Genomic DNA, 23,157 nt, shown 5'->3' with positions numbered 1-23,157 from the left:
AAGGGAAACCGCTGTTTTATTGTCAAAATGCTATTACCTTTGAGTTGCTTATCGAGAAAGACCGAGGGAAGGGCCCTATGACGTCTTAGCAACCTGAGAATAAGGTGCTAACTCCCATTCCGGATTTCCGGAAACAGATGAGCGGACTAGTACTTTGTACTTATCTCCGTGTGTTGCTCGACAAGCTTTTAGATTAACGAAAGATTAGTATGCAAAACAGAACGGAATCCCTACTTCAACAACTTTCTCAGAGAATATTGATACTCGATGGAGCCATGGGGACCATGATTCAGCGATATACACTTACGGAGGAAGATTTTCGTACTCCTGAACTGGCCTCACATCCCAAATCGTTAAAGGGGAATAATGACCTTTTATCTCTGAGCAAACCTCAGATTATCAAGGATATTCATGCCGAATACTTCAAGGCTGGAGCGGACATAATAGAAACTAATACTTTTTCTGCCACCACAATAGCTCAAGCAGATTATGAGCTCTCTCATTTGGCATATTCCATTAATGTAGAATCAGCAAAGCTTGCAAGAGAGGTAGCTGATGAGTTTACAGCGAAGAACCCTGATAAGCCGCGCTTTGTGGCTGGAGCTATTGGTCCTACGAATAGAACGGCTTCTCTTTCACCAGATGTGAATGATCCAGGCTATCGTGCAGTTACTTTTGATCAGCTTGCTGAAGCCTATTCTGAGCAAGTACGTGGGTTGTTGGATGGAGGGGCAGATATCATTTTGGTAGAAACAATTTTTGATACCCTTAATGCAAAGGCGGCTTTGTATGCGATTCAGGAAGTATTCGAGGAGAGAGGCATTCCACTTGATCCAAAAGAGGGAGGTATACCTATAATGATTTCAGGTACTATCACGGATGCTTCAGGACGCACACTATCTGGACAGACTACCGAAGCATTTTTGATCTCAATATCTCATGTTCCTCTGCTTTCAGTTGGATTGAATTGTGCTCTGGGAGCCAAGGAATTGAGACCTTACTTGAAAGTGTTGGCGCAAAAGGCTCCGTTCTACGTGAGTGCTTATCCTAATGCAGGGTTGCCAAATGAATTTGGGCAATACGATCAGGGAGCCAATGAGATGGCTGATCAGGTAAGAGACTTTTTGAAAGAAGGAATGCTGAATATTCTGGGAGGATGCTGTGGAACTACGCCTGAGCATATTTCAGCTCTGGCACATATGGCTGCTAATTTTCAGCCTAGAAAATTACAAGAAGAAGAATTAGAAGAAACGTTGGACTGAGAAGATGGCAAGAACTAATTACATGAAACTATCAGGCTTAGAGCCTCTGGTTTTTACTCCAGAAATCAACTTTGTCAATATAGGTGAGCGAACCAATATTACTGGTTCGAAGAAATTTGCCCGTTTGATACTGAATGGAAACTATGATGAAGCGCTAGAAGTAGCCTTGGATCAGGTGCGTGGGGGAGCTCAGGTGCTCGATGTCTGTATGGATGAAGGAATGCTTGATGGGGAATTCGCCATGGTTAAATTCCTCAATCTGATTGCTTCGGAACCAGAAATTTCTAGAATTCCGATTATGATCGATAGTTCCAAGTGGAAGATCATCGTAGCGGGATTGAAGTGTGTGCAGGGAAAAGGGATTGTCAATTCTATTTCTCTGAAAAACGGCGAGGAAGAATTTATACAGCAAGCCAAGACTGTGAAGAAGTTCGGGGCTGCAGTAGTAGTGATGGCTTTTGATGAGGATGGACAGGCCGATACCTACGAAAGACGAATCGAAATCTGCGAGAGAAGTTATAGAGTCCTAGTGGATCAAGTGAGATTTAATCCTCAGGACATCATTTTTGACCCTAATATTTTCCCTGTAGCAACGGGAATGGACGAGCATAAAAAGAATGCGCTGGACTTTTTTGGAGCTACTAAGTGGATCAAAGCAAACCTTCCTGGCGCCAAAGTCAGTGGAGGAGTGAGTAATGTGAGTTTTTCTTTCCGAGGAAATAATCCGGTAAGAGAAGCAATGCATGCGGCTTTCTTATACCACGCGATCAAAAGCGGGATGGACATGGGGATAGTAAATCCTAGCATGTTGGAGATCTATGATGATATTCCTAAGGATTTGTTGGAGAGAGTGGAAGATGTGCTTTTTGATCGTAGAGAAGATGCAACTGAGCGTATGCTTGACTTTGCTGAGACAGTAAAGTCGGCAGATAAGAAGGAAGTTGTCAATGAAGCTTGGCGTTCTGATCCTGTGTCCAAGCGAATGGAGCATGCACTGGTGAAGGGGATTTTGGATTTTATTGTAGAAGATACAGAGGAGGCAAGGATAGAATTAAAGAATCCGCTGAAGGTGATCGAAGGTCCCTTGATGGATGGAATGAATGTAGTTGGTGATCTTTTCGGTGAAGGAAAAATGTTCCTTCCGCAAGTGGTGAAATCTGCCCGTGTGATGAAAAAGGCAGTGGCCTATCTAGAGCCATTTATGCCACTTCCAGAAGAAGGAGAAGTGTCTACCTTGAAAAAAATTCTTTTGGCAACTGTGAAAGGCGACGTGCATGATATAGGTAAGAATATCGTGGGTGTGGTTTTGGCCTGTAATAGCTATCAAATCATCGATTTGGGTGTGATGGTGGATGCTCAGAAGATTATAGATGAAGCAGTAAAGAATAAGGTGGATATTATCGGACTGAGTGGTTTGATTACGCCTTCTTTGGATGAAATGGTGAACGTAGCTTCAGAAATGGAGCGTCAGGGAATTAAGATTCCTTTACTCATCGGAGGTGCTACCACCTCTAGAATTCATACTGCTGTTAAAATAGATCCCGTTTACAGTGGTACAGTAATCCATGTGATGGATGCGAGTAAGTCTGTACCCATCGCTGGAGAGGCTATTTCTGAAGAAACGAAAGAAGCCTATAGACTGAAATACAAAGAAATTTACAAGCAGCTTCGCATAGAGCACGAGGCAAAGCAATCACTCAAGCAATTGGTGACTTATGAGCAAGCCAAAGCCAATCCAGTGGAGATGGACTGGGACTCTTATGTGCCTGTAGTTCCTAAAAAACTTGGCAGGACAGTACTTAAGGATCTGGATTTGAATGTAGTACGAAAGTACATTGATTGGACTCCTTTCTTCAGTACTTGGATGCTAAGTGGGAAATTTCCAAAGATTTTCGCAGATCCTGTAGTGGGATTGGAGGCAAAGAAGGTCTACGATGAAGCGAATGAAATGCTTGATAAGGCGATTGCTGAAAAGTGGCTTTCCGCAAATGCTGTTTTCGGACTATACCCAGTTCAACGCTCGGATGATGACGCAGCTGTATTTGATTTGGAAGGTAAGCAGACCGCTTCTTTTCACTTTTTGCGTCAGCAGGGTAAAAAAGGTAAAGGTGTACCTAACCGTTCTTTAGCTGACTATCTACATCCATCGCAGACCGATTACTTAGGTTGCTTCGCGGTGACTTCGGGTATTGGTATGGAAACCAAGCTTGCTGAGTTTCAAAAGGATGGAGATGATTACAATGATATCATGTTCAAATCTATTGCAGATAGGCTTGCTGAGGCTGCAGCTGAATACATTCACGAACAAGTGAGAAAAGACTATTGGGGGTATTCTCAGGATGAAAATCTTGAAAATGACTCTTTGATTCGAGAAGAATATCCTGGTATCAGACCTGCACCGGGTTATCCTGCCTGTCCCGAACACTCAGAGAAAATTACTATTTCACAGCTTCTGGATATGGAAAATGAGATAGGGATAGAGTTGACATCAAGCTATGCGATGTATCCAACTTCTTCGGTGTCCGGTTATTTCTTTGGAAACCCTGAAAGTAAATATTTTGGTCTTGGAAAAATAGGAGAGGATCAAGTAGCCAGCTATGCTGAGCGTAAAGGAATTTCGCTTAAAGATGCAGAGCGATTATTATCTCCAAATCTAGCTTATCAACCTAATTTAACCCTTGCAGAACCTACCTTATGAAAATAACAGAACACTTAGGGAGCGCTAAAGAAACGCTGTTTTCCTTCGAAATACTTCCTCCGCTGAAAGGCCAAAGTTTGAAAGAATTGCTTGAAGGGATTTCTCCTTTGATGGACTTTAAACCTCCTTTTGTAGACGTTACTTATCACAGAGAAGAGTATATATATAAGAAGCATCCCAACGGATTACTGGAGAAAATCAGTACAAAAAAGCGCCCTGGCACGGTAGGAATCTGTGCGGCGATTATGAATCGTTTTCACATAGATGCTGTTCCGCACTTGCTATGTGGAGGATTTACCAGAGAAGAGACAGAGAATGCTCTGATCGATCTAAACTTCATCGGGGTAGAAAATGTATTGGCACTTCGCGGTGATGCACCTAAGAGTGAAGGTAAGTTTATCGCTGAGGCAGAGGGTCATGGTTATGCCAGTGAATTGGTCGAGCAGATTTTGAGAATGAATGAAGGGAGATATCTTCATGAGGAAACGGAGATAGGATTTCAGACAGATTTTTGTGTGGGAGTGGCGGGTTATCCTGAGAAGCACTTCGAGGCACCTTCTCTGAAATTCGATTTGAAATACCTGAAAGAAAAAGTTGAAAAAGGAGCTGAGTACATCGTCACTCAGATGTTTTTTGACAATCAGAAATACTTTGAGTTTGTGGATCAGGTTCGTGCGGCAGGTATTTCTGTTCCGATCATACCTGGAATCAAACCAATTACTACCCTAGGACAGATTACCATGCTGCCAAGAACTTTCTTTTTGGACTTACCTGATCCTTTGATGGATGAATTGTATAAGTGTAAGACAAATGCAGAAGTGAAAGAGGTGGGGATAGAATGGTCTATTCAGCAGTGTAAGGAATTGGTGAAACAGAATGTGCCTTCCCTACATTTCTACACCATGAGTAAAGCCGATACGACTTATAAAATAGCTAAAGAAATATTCTAGATTTCGTGATTTTAGACATAAAAAAGCCTTCTGAATTTAATTCAGAAGGCTTTTTTCAGTTAGATTATTTCTTAATCTTTACGAAGTTTCAAGGTGATATCTTCATATTTCTTTTTAGAATTGTCGTCTAGTTTATCAAAGTTTTTCTCTAGCCAATCCATACTTTCCTGAGTGGCATCTTCGATATCATCAGCTGTATTTTTAGCGCCCTTTTCTATTTCAGCTGAAGTTTTGTCCCACCAAGTTTCCACATTTTTCATGTGCATATCGGCAGTTCTTTCGAAGTTTTCAGCTTCTGCTTTACCATTTTTTATAGCTACTTCGTAGCGTTCTTCGATCATGTCCAGATTGTCATCCTCAATATCCAAGTCCTTGTAAACTTTCTCGGCTCTTGAATCTAGGCTGTCATATCTTTCGTCGATCACAGACCAGTTATGAACAGGTACCATTTTGACAGCATTTTCTACACTGTCTACATAACTTTCTAAGTTCTTAGTGACCTGAACTCGATCTGCTTCGGTGTAATTTTTCGTATCACAAGAATACAAGGCTACTACTGCTGCTCCGATAGTTAAAATTGCTTTAGTTTTCATTTTCAAGATTGGTTTGGTTGTAAAATTTAAAGGTTTTGATGGTTGAATCTATCCATACCGTTGCAATAGTGTTTCCAATCCTTCGTTGCGGAAGTGCTAAGGTATAAAAAGTGCTTTTATTGGCTGTAAACGCCTATTTTGTTTGGAGTGATTGAAATGTGAGTGTCATAGATTTTCCCCAGTTTAAGATTATTATTACCCAATTTTTCCATGATAAGTACATTTTGGTAGAGACTAAAAGCCATTTTTTTTAGCTTAGTTAGGAAGTTGATTATCAGTAAGAGTCATACTTCGTGCAAAATATTGTTTGGGAGTAAATGATCTTTGGTAACTTGGATCATGATAAAATTGATAGAGTGTCCGCGCGATGCGATGCAGGGAATTCCGGAATTCATTGATACAGCGATTAAGGCTGCTTATATCAATCAATTATTGGAAGTCGGTTTTGATACCATTGATTTTGGGAGCTTTGTAAGCCCAAAGGCTATCCCACAGATGCGAGATACAGCAGAAGTGTTGAGCTTGCTGGATTTGCATAATGCTAAGAGTAAATTATTGGCTATTGTAGCTAATGTTCGCGGGGCAGAAGATGCTATGGATTTTCCGGAGATTGATTACTTAGGATTTCCTCTTTCCGTGTCGGAAACTTTCCAAAAACGTAATACGAATGCGAGTATCAAGCAGGCATTGAATACGGTTGAGGAAATTCAAAATCTATGTGAAGTCAAAGGAAAAACCCTGGTCACCTATTTAAGTATGGGCTTTGGGAACCCTTATGGAGATCCATATTCTCCTGAATTGGTAGCAGGTTTTGTGGAGAAGTTGGATCAGTTGGGCATTAAAATAATTTCCTTATCTGATACGATTGGTGTCGCAGATGCACCGCTAATTACAAGTTTGTTAAGCTTGCAGATTTCCGCTTTTCCGCATATAGAATTTGGTGCACATCTCCATAGTAGGACCGAGGATATTGGCGCAAAAGTAAGAGCAGGTGCTAAAGCAGGTTGTAGACGTTTCGATGGAGCGCTAAAAGGATTTGGAGGATGCCCAATGGCTGATGACGAGTTGGTAGGTAATATGGCCACTGAAGTGATGATAGCGACTTTAGAGGAAAATGGATTTGATCTTAAGCTTAACAAACCAGAATTTGATGAGGCGATGAAACTAGCTGGGTTTGTGTTTAATCCTTAATTCAGCTTAACAAGCTATATCAGCAATCTATATTTTTTCCCGGGTAAGGACTTTACAATTCCTTCAAATTCTAAGGATAGTAATTTAGAAGAAAGTAAGCCTAGAGGTATTTCTGAGGTTAGGCTCAAGGTATCAATTTCCATTTCGCCTTTTTCCTGCAAAAGTTTCAAAATAATCTGTTCTTCCTCGTCTCGATTTGAAAGATCAAGCTGGGCTTTTTGGATTTTGACTTCGCCGGGTTTGCTCCACAATAATGCTTCAGCTACGTCACTGGGGCCAGTATAGATGTTGGCTTTCATTTTCTTGATAAGCAAATTGCAGCCCTCGCTGTACTGGGATTGTAAGTTGCCTGGTACGGCAAAAACATCTTTATCATAGCTGTAGGCGATCTCTGCAGTGATTAACGCGCCTCCTTTCTCAGCTGCCTCTACTACTATCAGTGCATCAGAAAGGCTTGCTATTATACGGTTTCTTGCTGGGAAATTGCCTGGAACCATTGTACTACCAGAGGAGTACTCGCTGATCACAGCACCGGTTTCCATGATTGCCTCAGCTGTTTTCTTATGAACTGCAGGGTATATACGGCCGATAGGAGATCCGAGTACTGCGATAGTGGGTAAGCCAATCGCTAGCGCTGTTCTATGCGCTTCTATATCTATTCCGTAGGCCAAACCAGAAATAATTGCGGGTTGATAAATAGCCAGATCTTCAATGATCTTTCGAGTAGCGGATTTACCATAAGTCGTGGCGCTTCGAGTTCCTACTATTCCTACGGTGCGATCAAAATTTAAGTTGGTAATGCCCTGAGCAAAAATTACCACAGGACTATCTTCCTGCATTTTGAAACGCTGAGGAAAATCAGGATGAAGGGGGGTGAGGATACTGAAGTGCTTTTTCTCACAGTCGTTGATTAGCTCATCTGCTTTGCGAAGCAGTTCGTTTTCTTGATTTCGAAGTGCTAAAAGCTTCTCACCAACTTTCGGCGTCTTAGCAACTTTTCCTTTTGGGAGTTTGAAAAAATGGGTTGCTGAGCCAGAGTAGGCAATAATAGCTTTAAATACTCCAGGCCCTATTTTAGGAGCTAGTGATAATGCTAGAAAATATCGTAAATCTTCATGAGCCTGATTTAGCATTGAATTCGTCCCGGATATTAATTAAAAAGTCCTTGATTTCTTGAAGCTTTTGTACCGCCTGTACTTTATCAAATCCTTGTTCTTTTCCAGCTTTGATCACTTCTTGAGCACCTTGAAGGGTATATCCTTTTTCCTTCACTAGGTGATAGATGTATTTGATCTTCTGAATATCTATCTTGGTGTAGCGACGATTGCCTTTACGATCTTTCTTCGGGCGTATGATATCAAACTCGCCTTCCCAGTATCGAATCAACGAAGGGGCTACTTTAAACATCAGTGCTACTTCTCCAATGGAATGATATTTTTTTTCTATTTCTCGCTCTTTGTACGGCACGGTAAAAATGGTCTTTGAGTCTAAATTAATGAAAATGCAATAGTTTCATGTGTTTATGATTTGATTTTTATTTGGCACATGGAATCTCGCATGAATTATAAACATTCTAGTATGTTACTCTTGAGTAATTACTCTGCCTCAAGAAGGGCTGAATGGCTGTCTCGATTTCTTCAACAAGTACTTTAACTACTGAAGAAAAAAACGAATATTTTAACGATTTAGTGTTTGTAGCATTTGAACTACTGCTAATCCAGCTGTTTCTGTTCGCAGTCTAGCTTTACCAAGTGACACAGGTTTGAAGCCTGCATCGAATGCTTTCTGGATTTCAATTGGATCAAAATCACCCTCTGGACCAACTAGAATGAGATAATTTCCACCTACTTCTGCACGATCAAATAAATGATGATCATGGTTTTCATCTACATAAGCGATGAATTTCTGATAATCTTCAAATTTATCATTCTCTAGAATTTCATCCAGCTTTGAAATAGCATGAAGCGTAGGTATTCTATACTTTAAACTTTGCTTACAGGCTGAAATAATCTTTTTCTCCAAGCGGTCAGTTTTGAGATAGCTCCTTTCAGAATTCATGGTTTCCAACAGTGTGAGTTCATGAAATCCAATCTCAGTAATCTTTTCCACCATCCATTCCATCCGGTCAGGACTTTTGGTAGGAGCTATGGCTAGATGAATATGGAAATCATCCTCTTCTACTTCTTTTGTATGAATTACTTTCAGGCTTGTTTTTTTTGGATTCGCCTCCAAGATCACGCATTCGAAAAGCGTACCTTCTCCATTAGTAACATGTACCTGATCGCCTTGTTTTTTGCGAAGCACTCTGCAGAGATGCTTGGACTCATCTGGCTCAAGGCTAATTAGAGGAGGGGTGATATTTTCTTGAAAAAAGAGTTGCATAGGCAGATTTTCTAAGACACAAAAAAAGCACATTTCCCGAGGAAATGTGCTTTAAACAATATAAACCTTATAACCTTATTATCCTTTAGAAACTTCCATGCTAACGCTCTTGCCTTTGATGGTGTTGTTCTTCATTCCGTTGATCACTTGATCAGCATCTTTAGTAGGAACATCAACGAAAGAGAAGTTGTCATAAATATCGATGCCTCCAATGCTACGTCCTGGTACACCAGTTTCGCCTGCGATTGCACCTACGATATCATTTGGACGGATTCTATCTCTTTTACCAAGATTCAAGAATAGACGAGTCATGTTAGCTTCACGCACACGCTCAGGTCTGTTGCCTCCATCTCTAGAGCCACCTTCACGGTTGCCGAATTCTCTTCTGCGCTCACCACCTCTTTCTCTGTCTCCGCCTCTTTCTCTATCTCCACCTCTTTCATTGCGACCACCGAAACGATCTCCACGATCACCTCTGCCACGATCTCTTCCTCCGTCACGTCCGCCATCGCGTCCACCTTCTCTTCTTCTGTCTCCGCCGGAAGCATCGATGCTGAAGTTCTGATCAGCCATTTCTTTAACTGAAGAACCCATTACAATTTTGATCAAACCAACTGCAACTTGATCAAGAGTAAGACCTTCAGCAAGCATCTGACCGATAGTTGCTTCGAAGATTTGATTGTCTTCTTCTTTCTCTACTTGCTCTGTTACGTCTTTTACGAATTTAGCTTTCTTCAATTCGATCAATTCAGCAGCAGAAGGAGGGGACATCTTTGTGATAGTAGCTTTGGTATATCTTTCCAAATCTCTCATCTTGAAGCTATCTCTTCTACCTGTTACGAAGTTGATTGCTTTTCCGCTTTTACCTGCACGGCCTGTACGACCGATTCTGTGTACGTAATATTCTTCGTCTAATGGAAGGTCATAATTGAATACAGCCTCTACATTATCTACGTCAATTCCTCTTGCTGCTACGTCAGTAGCTACTAGTACTTTGCAATGTCCTTTACGGAATTTGCCCATTACTTTATCACGCTGAGCTTGAGACAAGTCACCATGAAGAGCATCTGCAGCTATACCTCTAGCTACTAGTCCTTCAGTTACTTCATCTACCATTCTCTTCGTGTTGCAGAATACCACACTTAGTGTAATGTTGTGTACGTTCATCAAGCGAGCCATCAATTCTAATTTCAATTGAGACTTCACTTCGTAGAATGTTTGCTCGATGTTAGAAACAGTAAGTTCCTTTCTGTCGATTTTGACAATCTCAGGATTAGTCTGATACTTTCTAGTCAAGTCCATGATTGGCTTGGCCATAGTAGCTGAGAAGAATACTGTTTGTCTTTCTTCTGGCATTTCCTGAAGAATCGCTTCGATATCATCTCTAAAGCCCATGTCTAGCATCTCATCTGCTTCATCCAAAACTAGGATGCCAACAGAATCTAGCTTCAAGGTGCCACGGTTGATATGATCTTGTACACGACCTGGAGTACCTACTACGATTTGTACGCCTTTACGAAGAACTCTGATCTGACGATCGATAGACTCACCACCATATATAGCTACAGAGTTAATTGCTCTGTGATATTTAGCAAGTTTTTGGATTTCGCCTTCTACCTGAACAGCAAGTTCACGAGTAGGGCAAAGAATGATTGCTTGAGGCTTGTTGATATCAGCATCAACCAAATCAATGATTGGGATAGCAAAAGCTGCTGTTTTACCTGTTCCTGTTTGAGCTTGTCCGATGACATCTCTACCCTGAAGGATAAAAGGAATTGATTGTGTTTGAATTGGGGAAGGTTGGGTATAGCCCATCTCTTCCACTGACTTAAGAATTTCTGAAGAAATTCCCAAGTCTGAGAACTTGAGTGTTTGATCCATGATGTTTCCTTAATTTCCCTGCCATTCGGTCCTAATAAATATCCCGACAAGCGACAGTAAGGAATTCACGGCACGAAAAATTGTTCTATGTCTTATTGACGGCACAAAAGTAAGATTAACTTTTTTAATAACCAAATCGTCTTCGAAAATATTTAGAATATTCCTTAAATAATGAGACGTTTTAGCAAAAAATATTTGGTTTGACACTTTATTAGTATCTCCAAACAGGGATTACTACTGAATACTTTTGGAATACAAATTAAACAAACAAAGTCGCCCGTGCTGGGCGACTTTGTTTTGTTGTATTTAGCTTTAAAGCTATGGGGTAGCTAGAGGTGTCAGGACCTGTGTCCCTTTATTTATTTCAGAGATTTGATGAGTCTTTCATTTAATCCTACATAATCCTTATTGCCGGCTTCTTCAGCCAAGTCAATTGCTTCTGCGGCAGTTTCTACGGCGTTCGTTTTTTTGCCCAAAGCCGCTTCAATCTTAGCTTTTAGATGCATAGTCCAGTATTTTGGGTCATTTTCCACAGATTCATTTATCCAGTTATATGCTTGATTCATGTCCTTGCTGTTAGTGTAATAGTAGCTTGCCGCAGAATACAATAAGCTTGGATCAGCACTGTCGCCGTCTATTACGAATTCTTTGATCTGAGCCATCACAAGTGGGTCTACTTCGGTCTCAATTCTAAAATCAACTCTAGTGTTCTCCCATTTCAAAGAAAGGTCTGAACCAGTGTCTGTCATGTTAGCAAAACTGATTTCGAAGGTTTCATTCTTCTTTTTAAGCTTAACTGGCGCTGCTTTGAATCGTATTACATCGTCATTTTGGTCATATCCAATAGCTCCCCAAAGTTTGATATTTTTGGAAAGTATCATTGTCCATTCTGATTTACCTGGAACAGAATAAAGCGCATATTGACCTGCAGGAATTTTCTTTCCGTCAATTAGCACGTCCGTTGAAAAAGAAAGAACTGTAGCCCCGTTGGCACCCGTTCTCCAAACCTGACCGTAGGGAACCAGCTCTCCAAAAATCTTTCGATCTTTTGTACTTGGTCTACTATAGTCTACAGTCACATCTGTCAAACCTACTTTCTGAGCAATTTTAGCCGAAGGAGAAGCTTGGGGCATTTGAATCTGCTGAGCAAAAGAAAAAAGGCTACACAGCATAAATGCTAAAGTGAATGCTATTTTTTGTTTCATTGGAATGGAAGTTATAATTTGGTTTAAAGTTACTTAAGCGTAAAATTTGATAGGATGTTCTGAAAAGCTCTGCAATTTGATGTTTTTTAAAGCAATAATTTAAAGTGGAGAACTCATTTTTTTGCGTTATCGAGAAGGTTTTCCGATGTTTTTCATCCTCAATTTATATCCTCCGTATAGAACAATATGAGTTTAGCAATTATTAGTCCCGGTAAGAACCCGGATGTTTGGATCAAAGAATTTAAAGCCCTTGCACCTGATTTGGATCTTGAGGTATACCCAGAAATTACCCAGCCAGAAAAAGTGGAGTATGTCTTCCTTTGGCAACACCCAGAAGGAATTCTTTCTGATTTCCCAAATCTAAAACTGATTAGCTCAATGGGGGCTGGTGTTGACCATATTTTGAGAGATAAATCAATTCCTTCATCAATTCCCATAGTAAGGATAGTAGATGAAAAGCTTACTTTTTCAATGACTAATTATGTGGTGATGGCAGTGCTGAATTATCATAGGCAGACCGCTCGCTACCAAATGAATCAGACGAAAAAAGTCTGGGATATGAGTTGCCCAGAATTGGATGTGGCTGTAGGAGTAATGGGAGTGGGGGCTCTAGGGAAGGATGTGATGGACAAACTCCACTCTATGGGGTTCCCAGTGGTTGGCTTTGGCTTTTCAGAAAAAACTGATTTTGAATACCCGTATTATACTAAAGACAAATTAGATGAGTTTTTAAAGGAAGTGAATGTGTTGGTTTGTTTACTTCCACTTACTCCCGATACTGAAAACATTTTGAACACCCAGCTGTTTGAAAAATGTAGTCCCAATACGTATCTCATCAATGTAGCTCGTGGCAAGCATTTGGTAGAGGATGATTTGATCAAAGCTTTGGATGACGGGCATCTATCGGGTGCCATGCTTGATGTATATAGAGAGGAACCTTTGCCAAAAGATCATCCTTTTTGGGAGAATTGGAAAATAGCAATGACTCCACATATAGCAAGTGTGACGAATCCGCAAGCAGCAGCGCCACAAGTAATAGAGAATATTAAGCGAATCAGGGAAAGTAGAGAACTGGTTAATGTCGTTAATCGAACTAGAGGTTACTAATAAGCTATGGAGCAAACTTTTAAAATATTATGTCCTACAGATTTTTCTGAATGCTCGCTGAATGCCATTGAGTATGCGACTAGGTTGGGTGAAAAGTATAAAGCAGATTTGATATTGTTTCATGTGCTGAACCGGGAGGATTATGAGAAATTGTCACCTAATGACGAATTAGGTAAACATCAAATGGATTTTGTGCTTGAAAAACTTCAAAACCTACAAGAAGCTGTACTAAAGGAAAGCTTAAAGAATGGATTGAAAAGCTGCATTTCTGTAGTAAAAGAAGGTAGTATAGTTAAAGAAACTCTTGAGTATGCAACTGAAATAAATGCAGGTTTAATTGTTGTTGGGACTGAAGGTGTCAATGATTTTAGAGAAAATATTATAGGCTCTCGTGCAAGTAGGATTGTGGAGCAGTCTGATCGTGATATTCTAGTAGTACCTAGAAAGGTTTATTTCAAAGCTCCACGCAAGCTTGTGTATGCAAGTGATTACTTAGAAGAGGATAAAATAGCCATTCAAAAAATCGTGGAAGTAGCTAAGTTTTTCGATTCTGAGATTGATTTGGTGCATGTGAGCACTACTCACAAAGCCCTTGATAAATCTCTGCACATGACTATGGTAGCGGAAATAGAGCCCTTTATTAAGTATGATAAAGTGAATTTTGTCTTGAAATCTTTCCGCGATGACGTGGCCTTGGGATTGGAAAATTACCTCCAAACCGCCAAGGGCGATATCTTAGTGACGCTTAGTGAAAAGAAGTCGTTTTTTGATCAGATTTTCTCGAAGAGTTTATCAAAAAAAATGGCCTATTTCATTAATAAACCGCTTTGGGTGATTAAATCTTCTTAAGTTTTTTGGTCACAAAGAAAGGCACTGAGGGCACTGCCTGATTTAAGATAAGCATGGTTGTTTTAGAAAAAACCAAATCCCTCTATTCATTCTTTTTGCTACCAAACACGCTCTTCAAATAATCCCCAAATTCCTTTCTTGCTTTAGCATCCGTGAAAACAGCTCCAAGTGTATTCATAAAATGGCCAAAGCTCATTTCTTTCTTTTGAGAACGGATTACAGGCTTTGCTTTAGCTTTTGGATTTATCTCAGGGAAGCTTGAGTTTTCTTCAGCTGCCTTTGGACTTGGTGTTGCTGTTTTTTTTGGTTTGTAGCCGATCAGGTCGTCTGCTTTTTCAAAGCTCTTCTTTGATCTTTGCTGATAGCCCAACTTCTCCTCTACCATTCCCTTATTATTATGCGAGACGGCATCCTCTGGATCGAGTTCTATAGCTGTTTCATAGTCTGCAATCGCGCCTTCCAAATCACCGATTCTATCTTTGAAATAAGCACGACTGCTGTAGCGATAGGGGTTTTTTGGGTCGAGATTGGCTGCTCTATCCAGCTCGGTAAGTGCTTCCTCATTTCTTTTAAGCAAATGTAAAACCACCGCTCGGTCAGAGATGAAATCTGTATTGTATGGTTCAAGTGAAGTGATCAGGTCAAATTCTACCAATGCCTCTTCAGTTCTTCCTAGTCGGGAAAGTATTCTACCACGACTAAGATGAAGCTGTGGCTGATCCGGGTTAGCTTTTACCAATCCATCAAAAATGGCCAAAGCCTCCTCAAATTTCCCTGACTTATATAATTCAATTCCTTTTTCGAAGCTCATAATGTTTCTTTTTTAACCGCAGAGTTCGCGGAGATTACGTAGAGGCCGCAATATTTTATTTTATTACTCTTTTTTAATATCAATTGTTTTAAGTCTGTCAGACTGAGTGCTCACCTGCCGATGGGCGAGATGTCGAAATTCGTGTTGCTTCAATTTTATAAATATTTTCTGAGGCTCATTACTTTTACCTCAAACTTTTCACTTTGCAACTCCCGCTACACAAAGACAAAGTTAACTCTTGAATAGTTTACCAAAGAATCTTTCCTCTGTTTTTGCAGGCAAATGGATAGGCCTGTTATCTTTAAGGCTTGAGATTATTCCAAATTTATGCCCCAACAACCACAAGCTGTACTTAAGGATCTGAAAGCGAAAAAGTTCGCTCCAATTTACTTTTTGGATGGGGAGGAACCTTTCTTTATTGATCAGATCACAGACTTCATTGAGAAGAATGCGATTGCAGAGCATGAACGTGGATTTAACCAAGTGGTGCTTTATGGAAAAGACTCCAATGTCGGTATGATCCTCAATAACGCGAGGAAATTCCCGATGATGTCAGATCGCCAAGTAGTGATCGTAAAGGAAGCCCAGAGTTTGTCTGATCTAACAAAAGAAGATTCTCAGAAATTGCTGGTGAGCTATGTACAAAACCCTCTTCCAAGTACGATTTTAGTTTTTGCTCATAAGTATAAAAAGCTGGATGGTAGATCTGCGCTTTACAAAGAACTGGATAAGAAAACTGTCTATGTTCGCTCGGACAAAGTCAAGGATTACAAGCTGACGGACTGGATAGAAGGGTTTATTAAGGAAACTGAGCACTCCATAGATACGCGTGCAGCATTACTTTTGGCGGATTCTATCGGTAATAACTTGGAAGTACTTTCCAATGAAATAGGGAAGATGCTGATCAATTTTCGGGAGCCTACGAAAATCACTAATGAGCACATTTCCAAGTACATCGGAATCAACAAGGACTACAATAACTTTGAGTTTTTAAAAGCAATAGGATTTAAGGATGTGATCAAAGCAAATAAGATCATTCATTATTTCATCCAGAATCCAAAGGCGAATCCGGTGATCCCTATGTTTTCACTGATGTTTAACTATTTCACTAGAATCGCTTTGATTCACCAGGCGAAGAAAACAGGAGCAAATGAGCAGCAGCTAGCCAGTCTTTTAGGGTTGCCTCCATTTGTAGTCAAAGAATATATGGTAGCGTCCCGAAACTACAATTTGGGCAAGGTAATTGATGTGTTCGCATACATCAAAGAGGCTGATCTTCGTTTCAAAGGAGTTGATTCCGGAAGTATGAGCGAAGCCGAAAACCTCCGCGAGCTTGTTTACAAGATTTTGCATTGATTACCTAAGCCACACTATGAAATTGAGCATGATTGCAAGTTCCAAACAGTTGGACAATTGCAATACATGAGAGATTCCATGCGGCTGCTAAATATCAAAATATAAACGCATGAAATCGAGCATGGCAGCAAGCTTCTCGGGTGAAATTATCACTTATGCGAGATTCCCTGTCCGACGGTAGTCAGCCGGGCGGGCATATGGCCTTTAAATAGAAATTAATAACATATGAAATATCACCTTGTGCTCCTGGCGAGCCTTGGACTTAGTTTGGAGGCGTACTCCCAGTCTAGCCTCTACCAGACCAGTCCACAACAGAAGTTAGATCATAATCTGGAGCTTTTTGAGAAGCAGCTTTTTTCAGCAAGTATCTATGATAACACCAGGCTTTTAGCAAGGCCTGTAAACTCTGGTCAAGCAAAAAATGCTGAACTAAATCGAGCCATGGCAGCCCTACAGGTAGAAAGCCCAGACGGAGCTGGTTTGATGAAAAGCTATATTTATGATCATGGAAATGATCCTTCGGTAACCACTGCGGGCTTGTATCTAGGAGATCACTTTTTCTTTAAAAGGAATTTCCCAGAGGCGATCGACAGCTATAAGTTGGTGAATACCGAAAAACTGACTTTGGAGAACCGTGCTGAAGTGCTTTTTAAACAGGGTTATTCTCATTTTCAGCTTAATCAGTATGGACAAGCTGCTCCTTATTTTGATGCAGGAAAAGTGCTAAACCAGCAGGCGAGCTTTGATTCCTATTATTACAGTGGTTTTATCGCTATGGATAATGGGAATACTGCAAAAGCCATTTCTGATCTTCAGACTGCTTCCCAATCTGCTTACTATGCCAATAAGGTTCCTTATCTATTGGCAGCCCTTTATTATAAGCAAGGTAGTTATGATCAATTGATCAGTTTTGCTGAGCCAAAATTGACAAATGGTCAAAACCTTGAGAAAAGGGAAGTGATTTATTTGTATTTGGCGGAAGCTTATTATGCCAAAAAGAACTTTCCGAAAGCTGCCGAAAACTACGATGCTTATATCAATTCCCGTAAAGGTGAATTGGGAAGAGAGGAAGTTTACAAAGCGGGTATTTCTCAATTTGAAATCAAAAACTACCAACGTGCTACGGATTATTTGAAGGTGTCCGCATCTTCATCTGATGAAATTGGACAAGCTTCCAGTTATTATCTAGCTCAGTCGTATCTGAAACTTGAGAATTATCAGTTTGCTTCTACGAGCTTCCAGTCAGCAGCAAAATCAGATTTCAATCCTGCCATTAAAGAAGAATCCATATTTAATTATGCTAAAGTAAACCTACAGAAGGGGAGTTTCCAGGCTGCCATCACTGCTTTAGACGAATATGTGGAATCTTATCCTTCAGGTAAATACAGAGCAGAAGCTGAGAATTTGCTTTCTGAGGCACTTGTAAATACCAACGATTACTTACGTGCCATCGATCAGATGGATAAAATTGCGAATAAGTCGCCAAGAATTCAGGAAGCTTACCAAAAGGTGGCTTTCTATCAGGCCATGGTTTATTACCGTGATCAGAAATGGAATCCTGCCTTAGCCTATTTAGATAAATCACTAAAATACCCTGTTGATAAAAGCATGGTATTAGATTCTTATTTCTGGAAAGGGGAAATCAATTCAGCAGCTGATAATTTGCCGCAGGCGATCAAATCCTATGAATCAGTAATTAGCCAGCGTCCATCAGGAACAAATGGCACCGTCTCCAAAACCCATTATGGATTAGGTTACGCTTACTTCAATTCCCAGCAATACCCAAAAGCTGAAGAGCAGTTCAGGAAGTTCACAGAGAATAGACAGATCATTGCCAACAAGCAGCAATACGACGATGCGCTTTTGAGATTAGGCGATTGCTATTATGTTCAAAAGAGATTTGGCGAAGCTGCTTCTACTTTCCAACGAGCTATCAATGAGGGTAATTCAGGAGTTGATTATGCTTACTACAGATTGGCAGTGGTGCAAAACTTCCAATCTAGCAATCAGCAAGCGCTAGGTCAATTGGATGTGTTGATTTCTCGCTATCCGAATAGCTTGTATTTAGAAGATGCACTGTATCAGAGAGGACAGATATATATGGAAGAAACCAGCTACCAGGCTGCTTCTGTTTCGTTCTCGGATTTGCTCAGAACCAAGCCAAATAGCCCTTTCGTTCCTTATGCATTGGAAGGTAGAGCTGTGGCAAATTTCTCACTTCAGAATTACGATCAGACTATTAAGGATTACAGCACGATTTTAAATAATCACCCTAATGCTGAAAATGCTGAAACTGCACTAAAAGGTCTTCAGGAAACAGTCGCTCTTCAAGGAAGATCTGGTGAGTTTTCTGATTACTTGACCAAGTATAAAGGTGCTAACCCAAGTAACGGAAGCGTTCAATCTTTGGAATTTGAAGCTGCCAAAGGAACATTTTTCGATAAGAACTATTCTCAAGCTATACGAGGATTCGAGAATTACCTGAAAAACTATCCGCAATCAGCTCAGCGTGCAGACGCACTTTATTTCTTAGGAGATAGCTACATGCAGGTTGGTGATACTGAAAAAGCACTAGCGCAATTCAAAACATTAGAAAGAGAGCCAGCTTCTCCGCAGCGCCTTCGTGCTATGCAGAAGATAGGTGTGATAGAATTGGAAAGAGGCAATTTTGCCCAAGCAATACCATACCTAGAGACTTCTGTACAAAATGCACGTAGCAAACCTGAGGAAGCTGAGGCTGTTCAAGGCTTGATGATTGCGAATTTTCAAACAAGGAAATATCAGCAGGCGATCACACAAGCTGAGCGTTTAGCTACGCTTGATGGAGTTATTCCTGAATCATCTCCAAAAGCCTTGCTTATCAAAGCAAAATCGCAAAAGGAACTAAACCAAAAACCTCAGTCGGAATTGACTTTAACAGCTCTAGTAGCTGATTATAAAACTGAGCAGGGAGCTGAAGGGCTTTATTTATTGGCATTAGGTGCCCAAGAAAAGGGTGAAATCACACAATCCAGCGAATTGATATTTGATCAGTCGGGACCATTCGTTAATTACGATTATTGGTATGGGAGGATCTTCTTGCTTTTGGCAGATAACTATGTGAAAAGTGGGGAGGAATTCCAGGCGAAGGCGACCTTGGAATCTATCGTAGAAAATTCTACCAATGCAGAAATCAAACAAATGGCTCAATCAAAACTTCAAACCCTTAAGTAAACCATGAAAAAGTTAGCGACAACTATCCTTTTTACAGGAATTATCGGTTTGACATCTGGTTTGGTCATGGCACAAACCCAACAGAGGGGAGCTGTCACGGATCAGGAATTTGTAATCCGAAAAGACCGTGTGCTCACGGTGCCAGTACAACCAAGAATGTACGAGAAACTGCCTGTGCTACCTAAGCCAACAGGAATGAATGAATACAGATATTTAGTGACCAGCTATCCATTAAATTTGAAACCATTGGATTTGAAAGCTGAGCCTTCTCAGAAGGTTTATACGCCAGAGCGAATGGAGTTATTTCCAGGATATGTACGCGCAGGCTATGGCAATTTTGCATCTCCACTTTTGGAGGCCAGATACATGGGGATAGACATTGCTGATTTCAATTATTCATTGCAGTTGAATCATCAGAGTTTTGGAAAAGGCCCAGTGTTAGCTGAAGAATCCAAGGAATCTCACACGAATTTAGGTTTTGACGGAAGTTACTTTACAGATCTATTTGAGGTCTTTGGTGGCATTAGTTGGAATCAGGACAGTTACCAGTTTTATGGTTTAGATCCTAGATATACACTTGATGACAATGGAGCCTTTAAAGGGTTCGATAGTAATGTTCTTCAAGCTGTTGAGGTGAAAGCCGGGATAAGAGAGCTTGAGAAAGTTGGTCCTTTTTCTTATGAAGGTCAGTTGAGTTTTAGAAATTTCACTGATAGCTACCTAGTCAAAGAAAATCAGATTGGAGTTGAGGCAAGCGGGACATTCAGACCAACAGATGATTGGGCTGGTAAAGTTGGGTTTTCCTATTTCAGTACTAATCCTGAGGATCTAAACTATTCATTGAAGCGAACTTATTTTGCTATACGTCCTACTATTTCTTACAAGTATGAAGCGTTTAATTTCACGGCGGGAGTCAATCTAGTTTCTGAAAATGATTCTTTGGAAAATAAAGCAAGTGATTTTCATGTATTTCCTGTTCTAAAAGCCAATTATCAGTTTGCTGAAGAGTTTGGCTTTTTCGCGGAGTTCTCAGGCGATGTGAAGCGAAACACTTATTACAGCTTTGTAAATGAAAATCCATATTTGGGACCAAGTGAGCAATTGCTTAATACAGTTCAGAATTACAAATTTGAGGCTGGGATAGTAGGTCAGTTTCAGGGAGCTTTCAGCTATCGTGCCGCTGCCAATGTGAGCCGTTACAATCAGCTTCACTTCTTTGTGAATAATTACACCAGTAATTTGGTGACTACTGATTCGGCGAGATTTAGTTTGGTATATGACGACAAAACCACGGTTTACAATATCAATGCTGAGTTGGGGTACAAGTTCTCAGACATGTACTCGCTTAACAGTAGGTTGGATCTGTACCAATATGATCTAAGTACACAGGCTGAAGCTTGGAATAAACCTGTTTGGGAATTGAGAATAAATAATCAGGTGACGCCTCTTGAACGATTGATTGTACAAGCAAATTTGAATTTGATGGGCGGTATAAAAGCTCGTGGACGTGATTTGAGCGATGTTGTAGGATACAGCGGGCCGTATGATGTAGTCAACTTGAAAACTATAGCAGATCTACAACTGAAAGCTGATTATGGGATCACCAATCGAATTTCAATTTTTGCCGAAGGCAATAATATCCTGAATGGTAAAAACATGCGTTGGTTGAATTATCCAGTAAGAGGTATTCAGTTTATAGGAGGAGCATCCTTTAAATTCTAAGATAGTTTGATGCTTTGGGTTGGGGTTTAGACTCAATTCATTTAGTTTCGTAACATTCCCCGAAAGCAATGACTGGTAAAACCACAGATAATAAGCATTGGACTGATTCTAAGGACTATGGTCTTCCATATGTAGAAGTTGTTCCTTTGGCTCAGGCCGAAATCCCTAAGAAAGAGGAGGAGAAAATTGCCCCAATAGATGTGGCAGAAGTCAAAAAGAAGACTATTCAAGCTATTAAACCTTCACTGGTGGAGAGTGAGAAAGTTTCCAGATCTGAATATAAAATTGAGGAAAAAAAATCCAGCAATTCTTGGGTTTGGATTGCTGCAATCTTGGCTTTGGCTGTAGTCATAGTGATAATTTGGCAAATGAATAAGTCTGTAGTTACCTCTCAAGATTCTAGTGCGGTTATTTCTGAGTCTATAGAAGGTGTAGCCGCTAAGGAAAATGATGAAGTAGCGGTCAATTCCACCCTAAGTGAAGAAACACAAGTAATTGACAATCAAGATAATATTTCAGATTCTATAAGTTCTGTTACACCTGTCGCTGAATCAGCTCAAACTGGTACAACTATTGCGTCTAGGGTGTCTGGAACTTTGGTTCGCGTTACAGAAAAAGCTGATCGACCTCAATTCTTTATTATAGTGGGAAGCCTTCCTAATGAAGCTATGGCTTTGGAGGAAGCAGAGCAATATAAGAATAGAGCAGAGACGATTTACCTGATTACACCATACGAAGACGTCACAAACTATCGTTTGGCAATAGGGACTTCGAGAGGCTGGACAGCCATCAATGAAGAGCTAGCTCGAATCAAAGACCAGTACAAGGAAGATTTATGGATTTTGAAATATTAATATGATTTTACTTCAAACGCTCTCTACAGACACATTTTCTGCAGCAGATAGCCTGGCGATGGGTGCCACCAAAGATAACATAGGCCTTCTTGATCTTTTAATCAAAGGCGGATACATGATGGTTCCGCTTTACTTACTGTTCATTCTGGCAATTTTCATCTTTGTAGAAAGATTGATCACACTCAATAAAGCTTCCAAAACTTCCTCGCATCTCATGGATCAGGTGAAAGTATTGGTGCAGAGTGGTCAGACAGAAAAAGCTAAAATCCTTTGCGCTGGAGAACATACACCGGTTGCAAACATGATTGCTAAAGGAATTGAGCGTATTGGTTCGCCTTTGAAGAATATTGAAGTAGCTATCGAGAACGTTGGTAAAATAGAGATTTACAAGTTGGAGAAAAACTTGAATCTCCTGGCAACGGTGTCTGGTGCCGCGCCTATGATTGGTTTCTTGGGAACGGTTGCCGGTATGATTCAAGCATTTATTGCGATAGCACAAGAGGAAGGGATGGTTTCACCAAAGCTTCTATCTGAAGGCATCTATGAAGCGATGATCACCACTGCCGCAGGTTTGGTAGTAGGTATTATTGCTTACTTGGGTTATAACTATCTAGTATCAAAAGTGTCGAAGCTTGTTCATAACATGGAATATTCTTCGATAGAATTTATTGATTTGCTTCAAGACTAATACCATGGGACTTCAGGCTAAAAATAAAGTAGATCCAGCATTTAGTATGTCATCGATGACAGATATTATATTTCTGTTGTTGATCTTCTTTATGCTTACTTCTTCCTTCATCACTCCTTCAGGTTTGCCTGTGAACTTACCTTCCAGCGAAACTTCGGATATCATTATGCAGGAAGTTAGCGTTACGATCACTAAGGATCTTAAGTATTCTGTCAATGACAAAATTGTCCCAAGGGAACAAATCAAGGGAGAATTGACTTCTTTACTAAAGGATAAGAAAGGTCAAGTCGTGTTGCACATAGACAAAGATGTTCCAGTGGAGTACTTAGTGGAGATCGGAGGAATTGCAGCAGGATTGGAAGCAAATGTTTCAATCGCAACAAAACCATTCTAAT

At 40.4% G+C, this 23,157-nt stretch carries 19 protein-coding genes and 1 riboswitch; of the genes, 12 read left to right on the top strand and 7 right to left on the bottom strand.

Annotated elements, in window-relative coordinates:
- Window positions 1–45: 45 nt before the first annotated feature.
- A riboswitch (SAM riboswitch) is annotated at window positions 46–144 on the top strand.
- Window positions 145–209: 65 nt separating this feature from the next.
- From BM291_RS14635 to metF, 3 genes are read left to right on the top strand one after another with little or no spacing between them, the layout of a single operon-like run.
- On the top strand, window positions 210–1,262 hold the full coding sequence (locus BM291_RS14635) for a homocysteine S-methyltransferase family protein (protein ID WP_092898728.1): 1,053 nt from the start codon (window positions 210–212) through the stop codon (window positions 1,260–1,262).
- A 4-nt stretch (window positions 1,263–1,266) separates the two neighbouring features.
- A complete protein-coding gene (gene metH / locus BM291_RS14630) occupies window positions 1,267–3,960 on the top strand; it encodes a methionine synthase (protein ID WP_092898726.1) in 2,694 nt (897 codons plus the stop codon).
- Window positions 3,957–4,910: a methylenetetrahydrofolate reductase [NAD(P)H] gene (gene metF / locus BM291_RS14625; protein ID WP_092898724.1), complete on the top strand. Its 954-nt coding sequence runs from the start codon at window positions 3,957–3,959 to the stop codon at window positions 4,908–4,910. Before metH ends, metF begins: the two co-directional genes overlap by 4 nt.
- 71 nt (window positions 4,911–4,981) lie before the next feature.
- Here the strand turns inward: metF and BM291_RS14620 are convergent, their stop codons facing one another.
- Window positions 4,982–5,503: a hypothetical protein gene (locus BM291_RS14620; protein WP_092898722.1), complete on the bottom strand. Its 522-nt coding sequence runs from the start codon at window positions 5,501–5,503 to the stop codon at window positions 4,982–4,984.
- Between the two features lie 339 nt (window positions 5,504–5,842).
- On the opposite strand from BM291_RS14620, the gene BM291_RS14615 reads away from it, so the two are divergent.
- Entirely contained in the window at window positions 5,843–6,694 is an 852-nt protein-coding gene (locus BM291_RS14615) for a hydroxymethylglutaryl-CoA lyase (protein ID WP_092898720.1), read from the top strand.
- A 14-nt stretch (window positions 6,695–6,708) separates the two neighbouring features.
- Here the strand turns inward: BM291_RS14615 and dprA are convergent, their stop codons facing one another.
- The 5 genes from dprA to BM291_RS14590 form a co-directional block, all read right to left on the bottom strand.
- Window positions 6,709–7,827 carry a DNA-processing protein DprA gene (gene dprA, locus BM291_RS14610; protein WP_092898718.1) on the bottom strand — a complete coding sequence of 373 codons (1,119 nt, stop codon included), beginning with the start codon at window positions 7,825–7,827 and terminating at the stop codon, window positions 6,709–6,711.
- Window positions 7,808–8,161 (bottom strand): MerR family transcriptional regulator, encoded by a 354-nt coding sequence (locus BM291_RS14605; RefSeq protein ID WP_092898716.1) that lies wholly within the window; start codon window positions 8,159–8,161, stop codon window positions 7,808–7,810. Before BM291_RS14605 ends, dprA begins: the two co-directional genes overlap by 20 nt.
- A gap of 210 nt (window positions 8,162–8,371) precedes the next feature.
- Entirely contained in the window at window positions 8,372–9,076 is a 705-nt protein-coding gene (locus BM291_RS14600; protein ID WP_092898714.1) for a 16S rRNA (uracil(1498)-N(3))-methyltransferase, read from the bottom strand.
- 78 nt (window positions 9,077–9,154) lie between these two features.
- Complete coding sequence (locus BM291_RS14595; RefSeq protein WP_092898712.1) at window positions 9,155–10,957, bottom strand: DEAD/DEAH box helicase; 1,803 nt, start codon at window positions 10,955–10,957, stop codon at window positions 9,155–9,157.
- 359 nt (window positions 10,958–11,316) lie between these two features.
- The gene (locus BM291_RS14590) at window positions 11,317–12,162 is read right to left on the bottom strand and encodes a DUF2911 domain-containing protein (RefSeq protein ID WP_092898710.1); all 846 of its coding nucleotides are present in this window, start codon (window positions 12,160–12,162) and stop codon (window positions 11,317–11,319) included.
- A gap of 186 nt (window positions 12,163–12,348) precedes the next feature.
- Here BM291_RS14590 and BM291_RS14585 point away from each other — a divergent pair, with 186 nt between their 5' ends.
- Both BM291_RS14585 and BM291_RS14580 read left to right on the top strand, forming a co-directional pair.
- Window positions 12,349–13,269, top strand: coding sequence for a 2-hydroxyacid dehydrogenase (locus BM291_RS14585; protein WP_092898708.1), 921 nt, complete (start codon window positions 12,349–12,351; stop codon window positions 13,267–13,269).
- A 6-nt stretch (window positions 13,270–13,275) separates the two neighbouring features.
- Entirely contained in the window at window positions 13,276–14,118 is an 843-nt protein-coding gene (locus BM291_RS14580; RefSeq protein WP_092898706.1) for a universal stress protein, read from the top strand.
- An 82-nt stretch (window positions 14,119–14,200) separates the two neighbouring features.
- On the opposite strand, the gene BM291_RS14575 is transcribed toward BM291_RS14580, so the two are convergent.
- Window positions 14,201–14,929, bottom strand: coding sequence for a tetratricopeptide repeat protein (locus BM291_RS14575; RefSeq protein WP_092898704.1), 729 nt, complete (start codon window positions 14,927–14,929; stop codon window positions 14,201–14,203).
- Between the two features lie 327 nt (window positions 14,930–15,256).
- On the opposite strand from BM291_RS14575, the gene holA reads away from it, so the two are divergent.
- The 6 genes from holA to BM291_RS14545 all read left to right on the top strand — a co-directional run bounded on the left by holA (window position 15,257) and on the right by BM291_RS14545 (window position 23,156).
- A complete protein-coding gene (gene holA, locus BM291_RS14570) occupies window positions 15,257–16,285 on the top strand; it encodes a DNA polymerase III subunit delta (protein WP_092898702.1) in 1,029 nt (342 codons plus the stop codon).
- Window positions 16,286–16,510: 225 nt separating this feature from the next.
- Window positions 16,511–19,498 (top strand): tetratricopeptide repeat protein, encoded by a 2,988-nt coding sequence (locus BM291_RS14565; RefSeq protein WP_092898700.1) that lies wholly within the window; start codon window positions 16,511–16,513, stop codon window positions 19,496–19,498.
- A 3-nt stretch (window positions 19,499–19,501) separates the two neighbouring features.
- A complete protein-coding gene (locus BM291_RS14560) occupies window positions 19,502–21,220 on the top strand; it encodes a TonB-dependent receptor (protein ID WP_092898698.1) in 1,719 nt (572 codons plus the stop codon).
- A 68-nt stretch (window positions 21,221–21,288) separates the two neighbouring features.
- Window positions 21,289–22,074, top strand: coding sequence for a hypothetical protein (locus BM291_RS14555; protein WP_092898696.1), 786 nt, complete (start codon window positions 21,289–21,291; stop codon window positions 22,072–22,074).
- A 1-nt stretch (window position 22,075) separates the two neighbouring features.
- Complete coding sequence (locus tag BM291_RS14550; protein WP_092898694.1) at window positions 22,076–22,762, top strand: MotA/TolQ/ExbB proton channel family protein; 687 nt, start codon at window positions 22,076–22,078, stop codon at window positions 22,760–22,762.
- 4 nt (window positions 22,763–22,766) lie between these two features.
- Entirely contained in the window at window positions 22,767–23,156 is a 390-nt protein-coding gene (locus BM291_RS14545; RefSeq protein WP_092898692.1) for an ExbD/TolR family protein, read from the top strand.
- Window position 23,157 lies beyond the last annotated feature (1 nt).

It is taken from the genome of Algoriphagus aquimarinus (assembly GCF_900112005.1).
Lineage (GTDB): Bacteria > Bacteroidota > Bacteroidia > Cytophagales > Cyclobacteriaceae > Algoriphagus > Algoriphagus aquimarinus.
This window is presented reverse-complemented; position numbering and strand designations above follow the sequence as displayed.

Bases quoted from the DNA above. Each gene is read 5' to 3' on its own strand.
- BM291_RS14595 (WP_092898712.1), bottom strand. From the start codon at position 10,957: ATGGATCAAACACTCAAGTTCTCAGACTTGGGAATTTCTTCAGAAATT.
- BM291_RS14550 (WP_092898694.1), top strand. From the start codon at position 22,076: ATGATTTTACTTCAAACGCTCTCTACAGACACATTTTCTGCAGCAGAT.
- BM291_RS14585 (WP_092898708.1), top strand. From the start codon at position 12,349: ATGAGTTTAGCAATTATTAGTCCCGGTAAGAACCCGGATGTTTGGATC.
- BM291_RS14560 (WP_092898698.1), top strand. From the start codon at position 19,502: ATGAAAAAGTTAGCGACAACTATCCTTTTTACAGGAATTATCGGTTTG.
- BM291_RS14545 (WP_092898692.1), top strand. From the start codon at position 22,767: ATGGGACTTCAGGCTAAAAATAAAGTAGATCCAGCATTTAGTATGTCA.
- BM291_RS14575 (WP_092898704.1), bottom strand. From the start codon at position 14,929: ATGAGCTTCGAAAAAGGAATTGAATTATATAAGTCAGGGAAATTTGAG.
- BM291_RS14615 (WP_092898720.1), top strand. From the start codon at position 5,843: ATGATAAAATTGATAGAGTGTCCGCGCGATGCGATGCAGGGAATTCCG.
- BM291_RS14555 (WP_092898696.1), top strand. From the start codon at position 21,289: ATGACTGGTAAAACCACAGATAATAAGCATTGGACTGATTCTAAGGAC.
- BM291_RS14565 (WP_092898700.1), top strand. From the start codon at position 16,511: ATGAAATATCACCTTGTGCTCCTGGCGAGCCTTGGACTTAGTTTGGAG.
- BM291_RS14580 (WP_092898706.1), top strand. From the start codon at position 13,276: ATGGAGCAAACTTTTAAAATATTATGTCCTACAGATTTTTCTGAATGC.
- holA (WP_092898702.1), top strand. From the start codon at position 15,257: ATGCCCCAACAACCACAAGCTGTACTTAAGGATCTGAAAGCGAAAAAG.
- BM291_RS14620 (WP_092898722.1), bottom strand. From the start codon at position 5,503: ATGAAAACTAAAGCAATTTTAACTATCGGAGCAGCAGTAGTAGCCTTG.
- BM291_RS14635 (WP_092898728.1), top strand. From the start codon at position 210: ATGCAAAACAGAACGGAATCCCTACTTCAACAACTTTCTCAGAGAATA.
- BM291_RS14600 (WP_092898714.1), bottom strand. From the start codon at position 9,076: ATGCAACTCTTTTTTCAAGAAAATATCACCCCTCCTCTAATTAGCCTT.
- BM291_RS14590 (WP_092898710.1), bottom strand. From the start codon at position 12,162: ATGAAACAAAAAATAGCATTCACTTTAGCATTTATGCTGTGTAGCCTT.
- metH (WP_092898726.1), top strand. From the start codon at position 1,267: ATGGCAAGAACTAATTACATGAAACTATCAGGCTTAGAGCCTCTGGTT.
- dprA (WP_092898718.1), bottom strand. From the start codon at position 7,827: ATGCTAAATCAGGCTCATGAAGATTTACGATATTTTCTAGCATTATCA.
- metF (WP_092898724.1), top strand. From the start codon at position 3,957: ATGAAAATAACAGAACACTTAGGGAGCGCTAAAGAAACGCTGTTTTCC.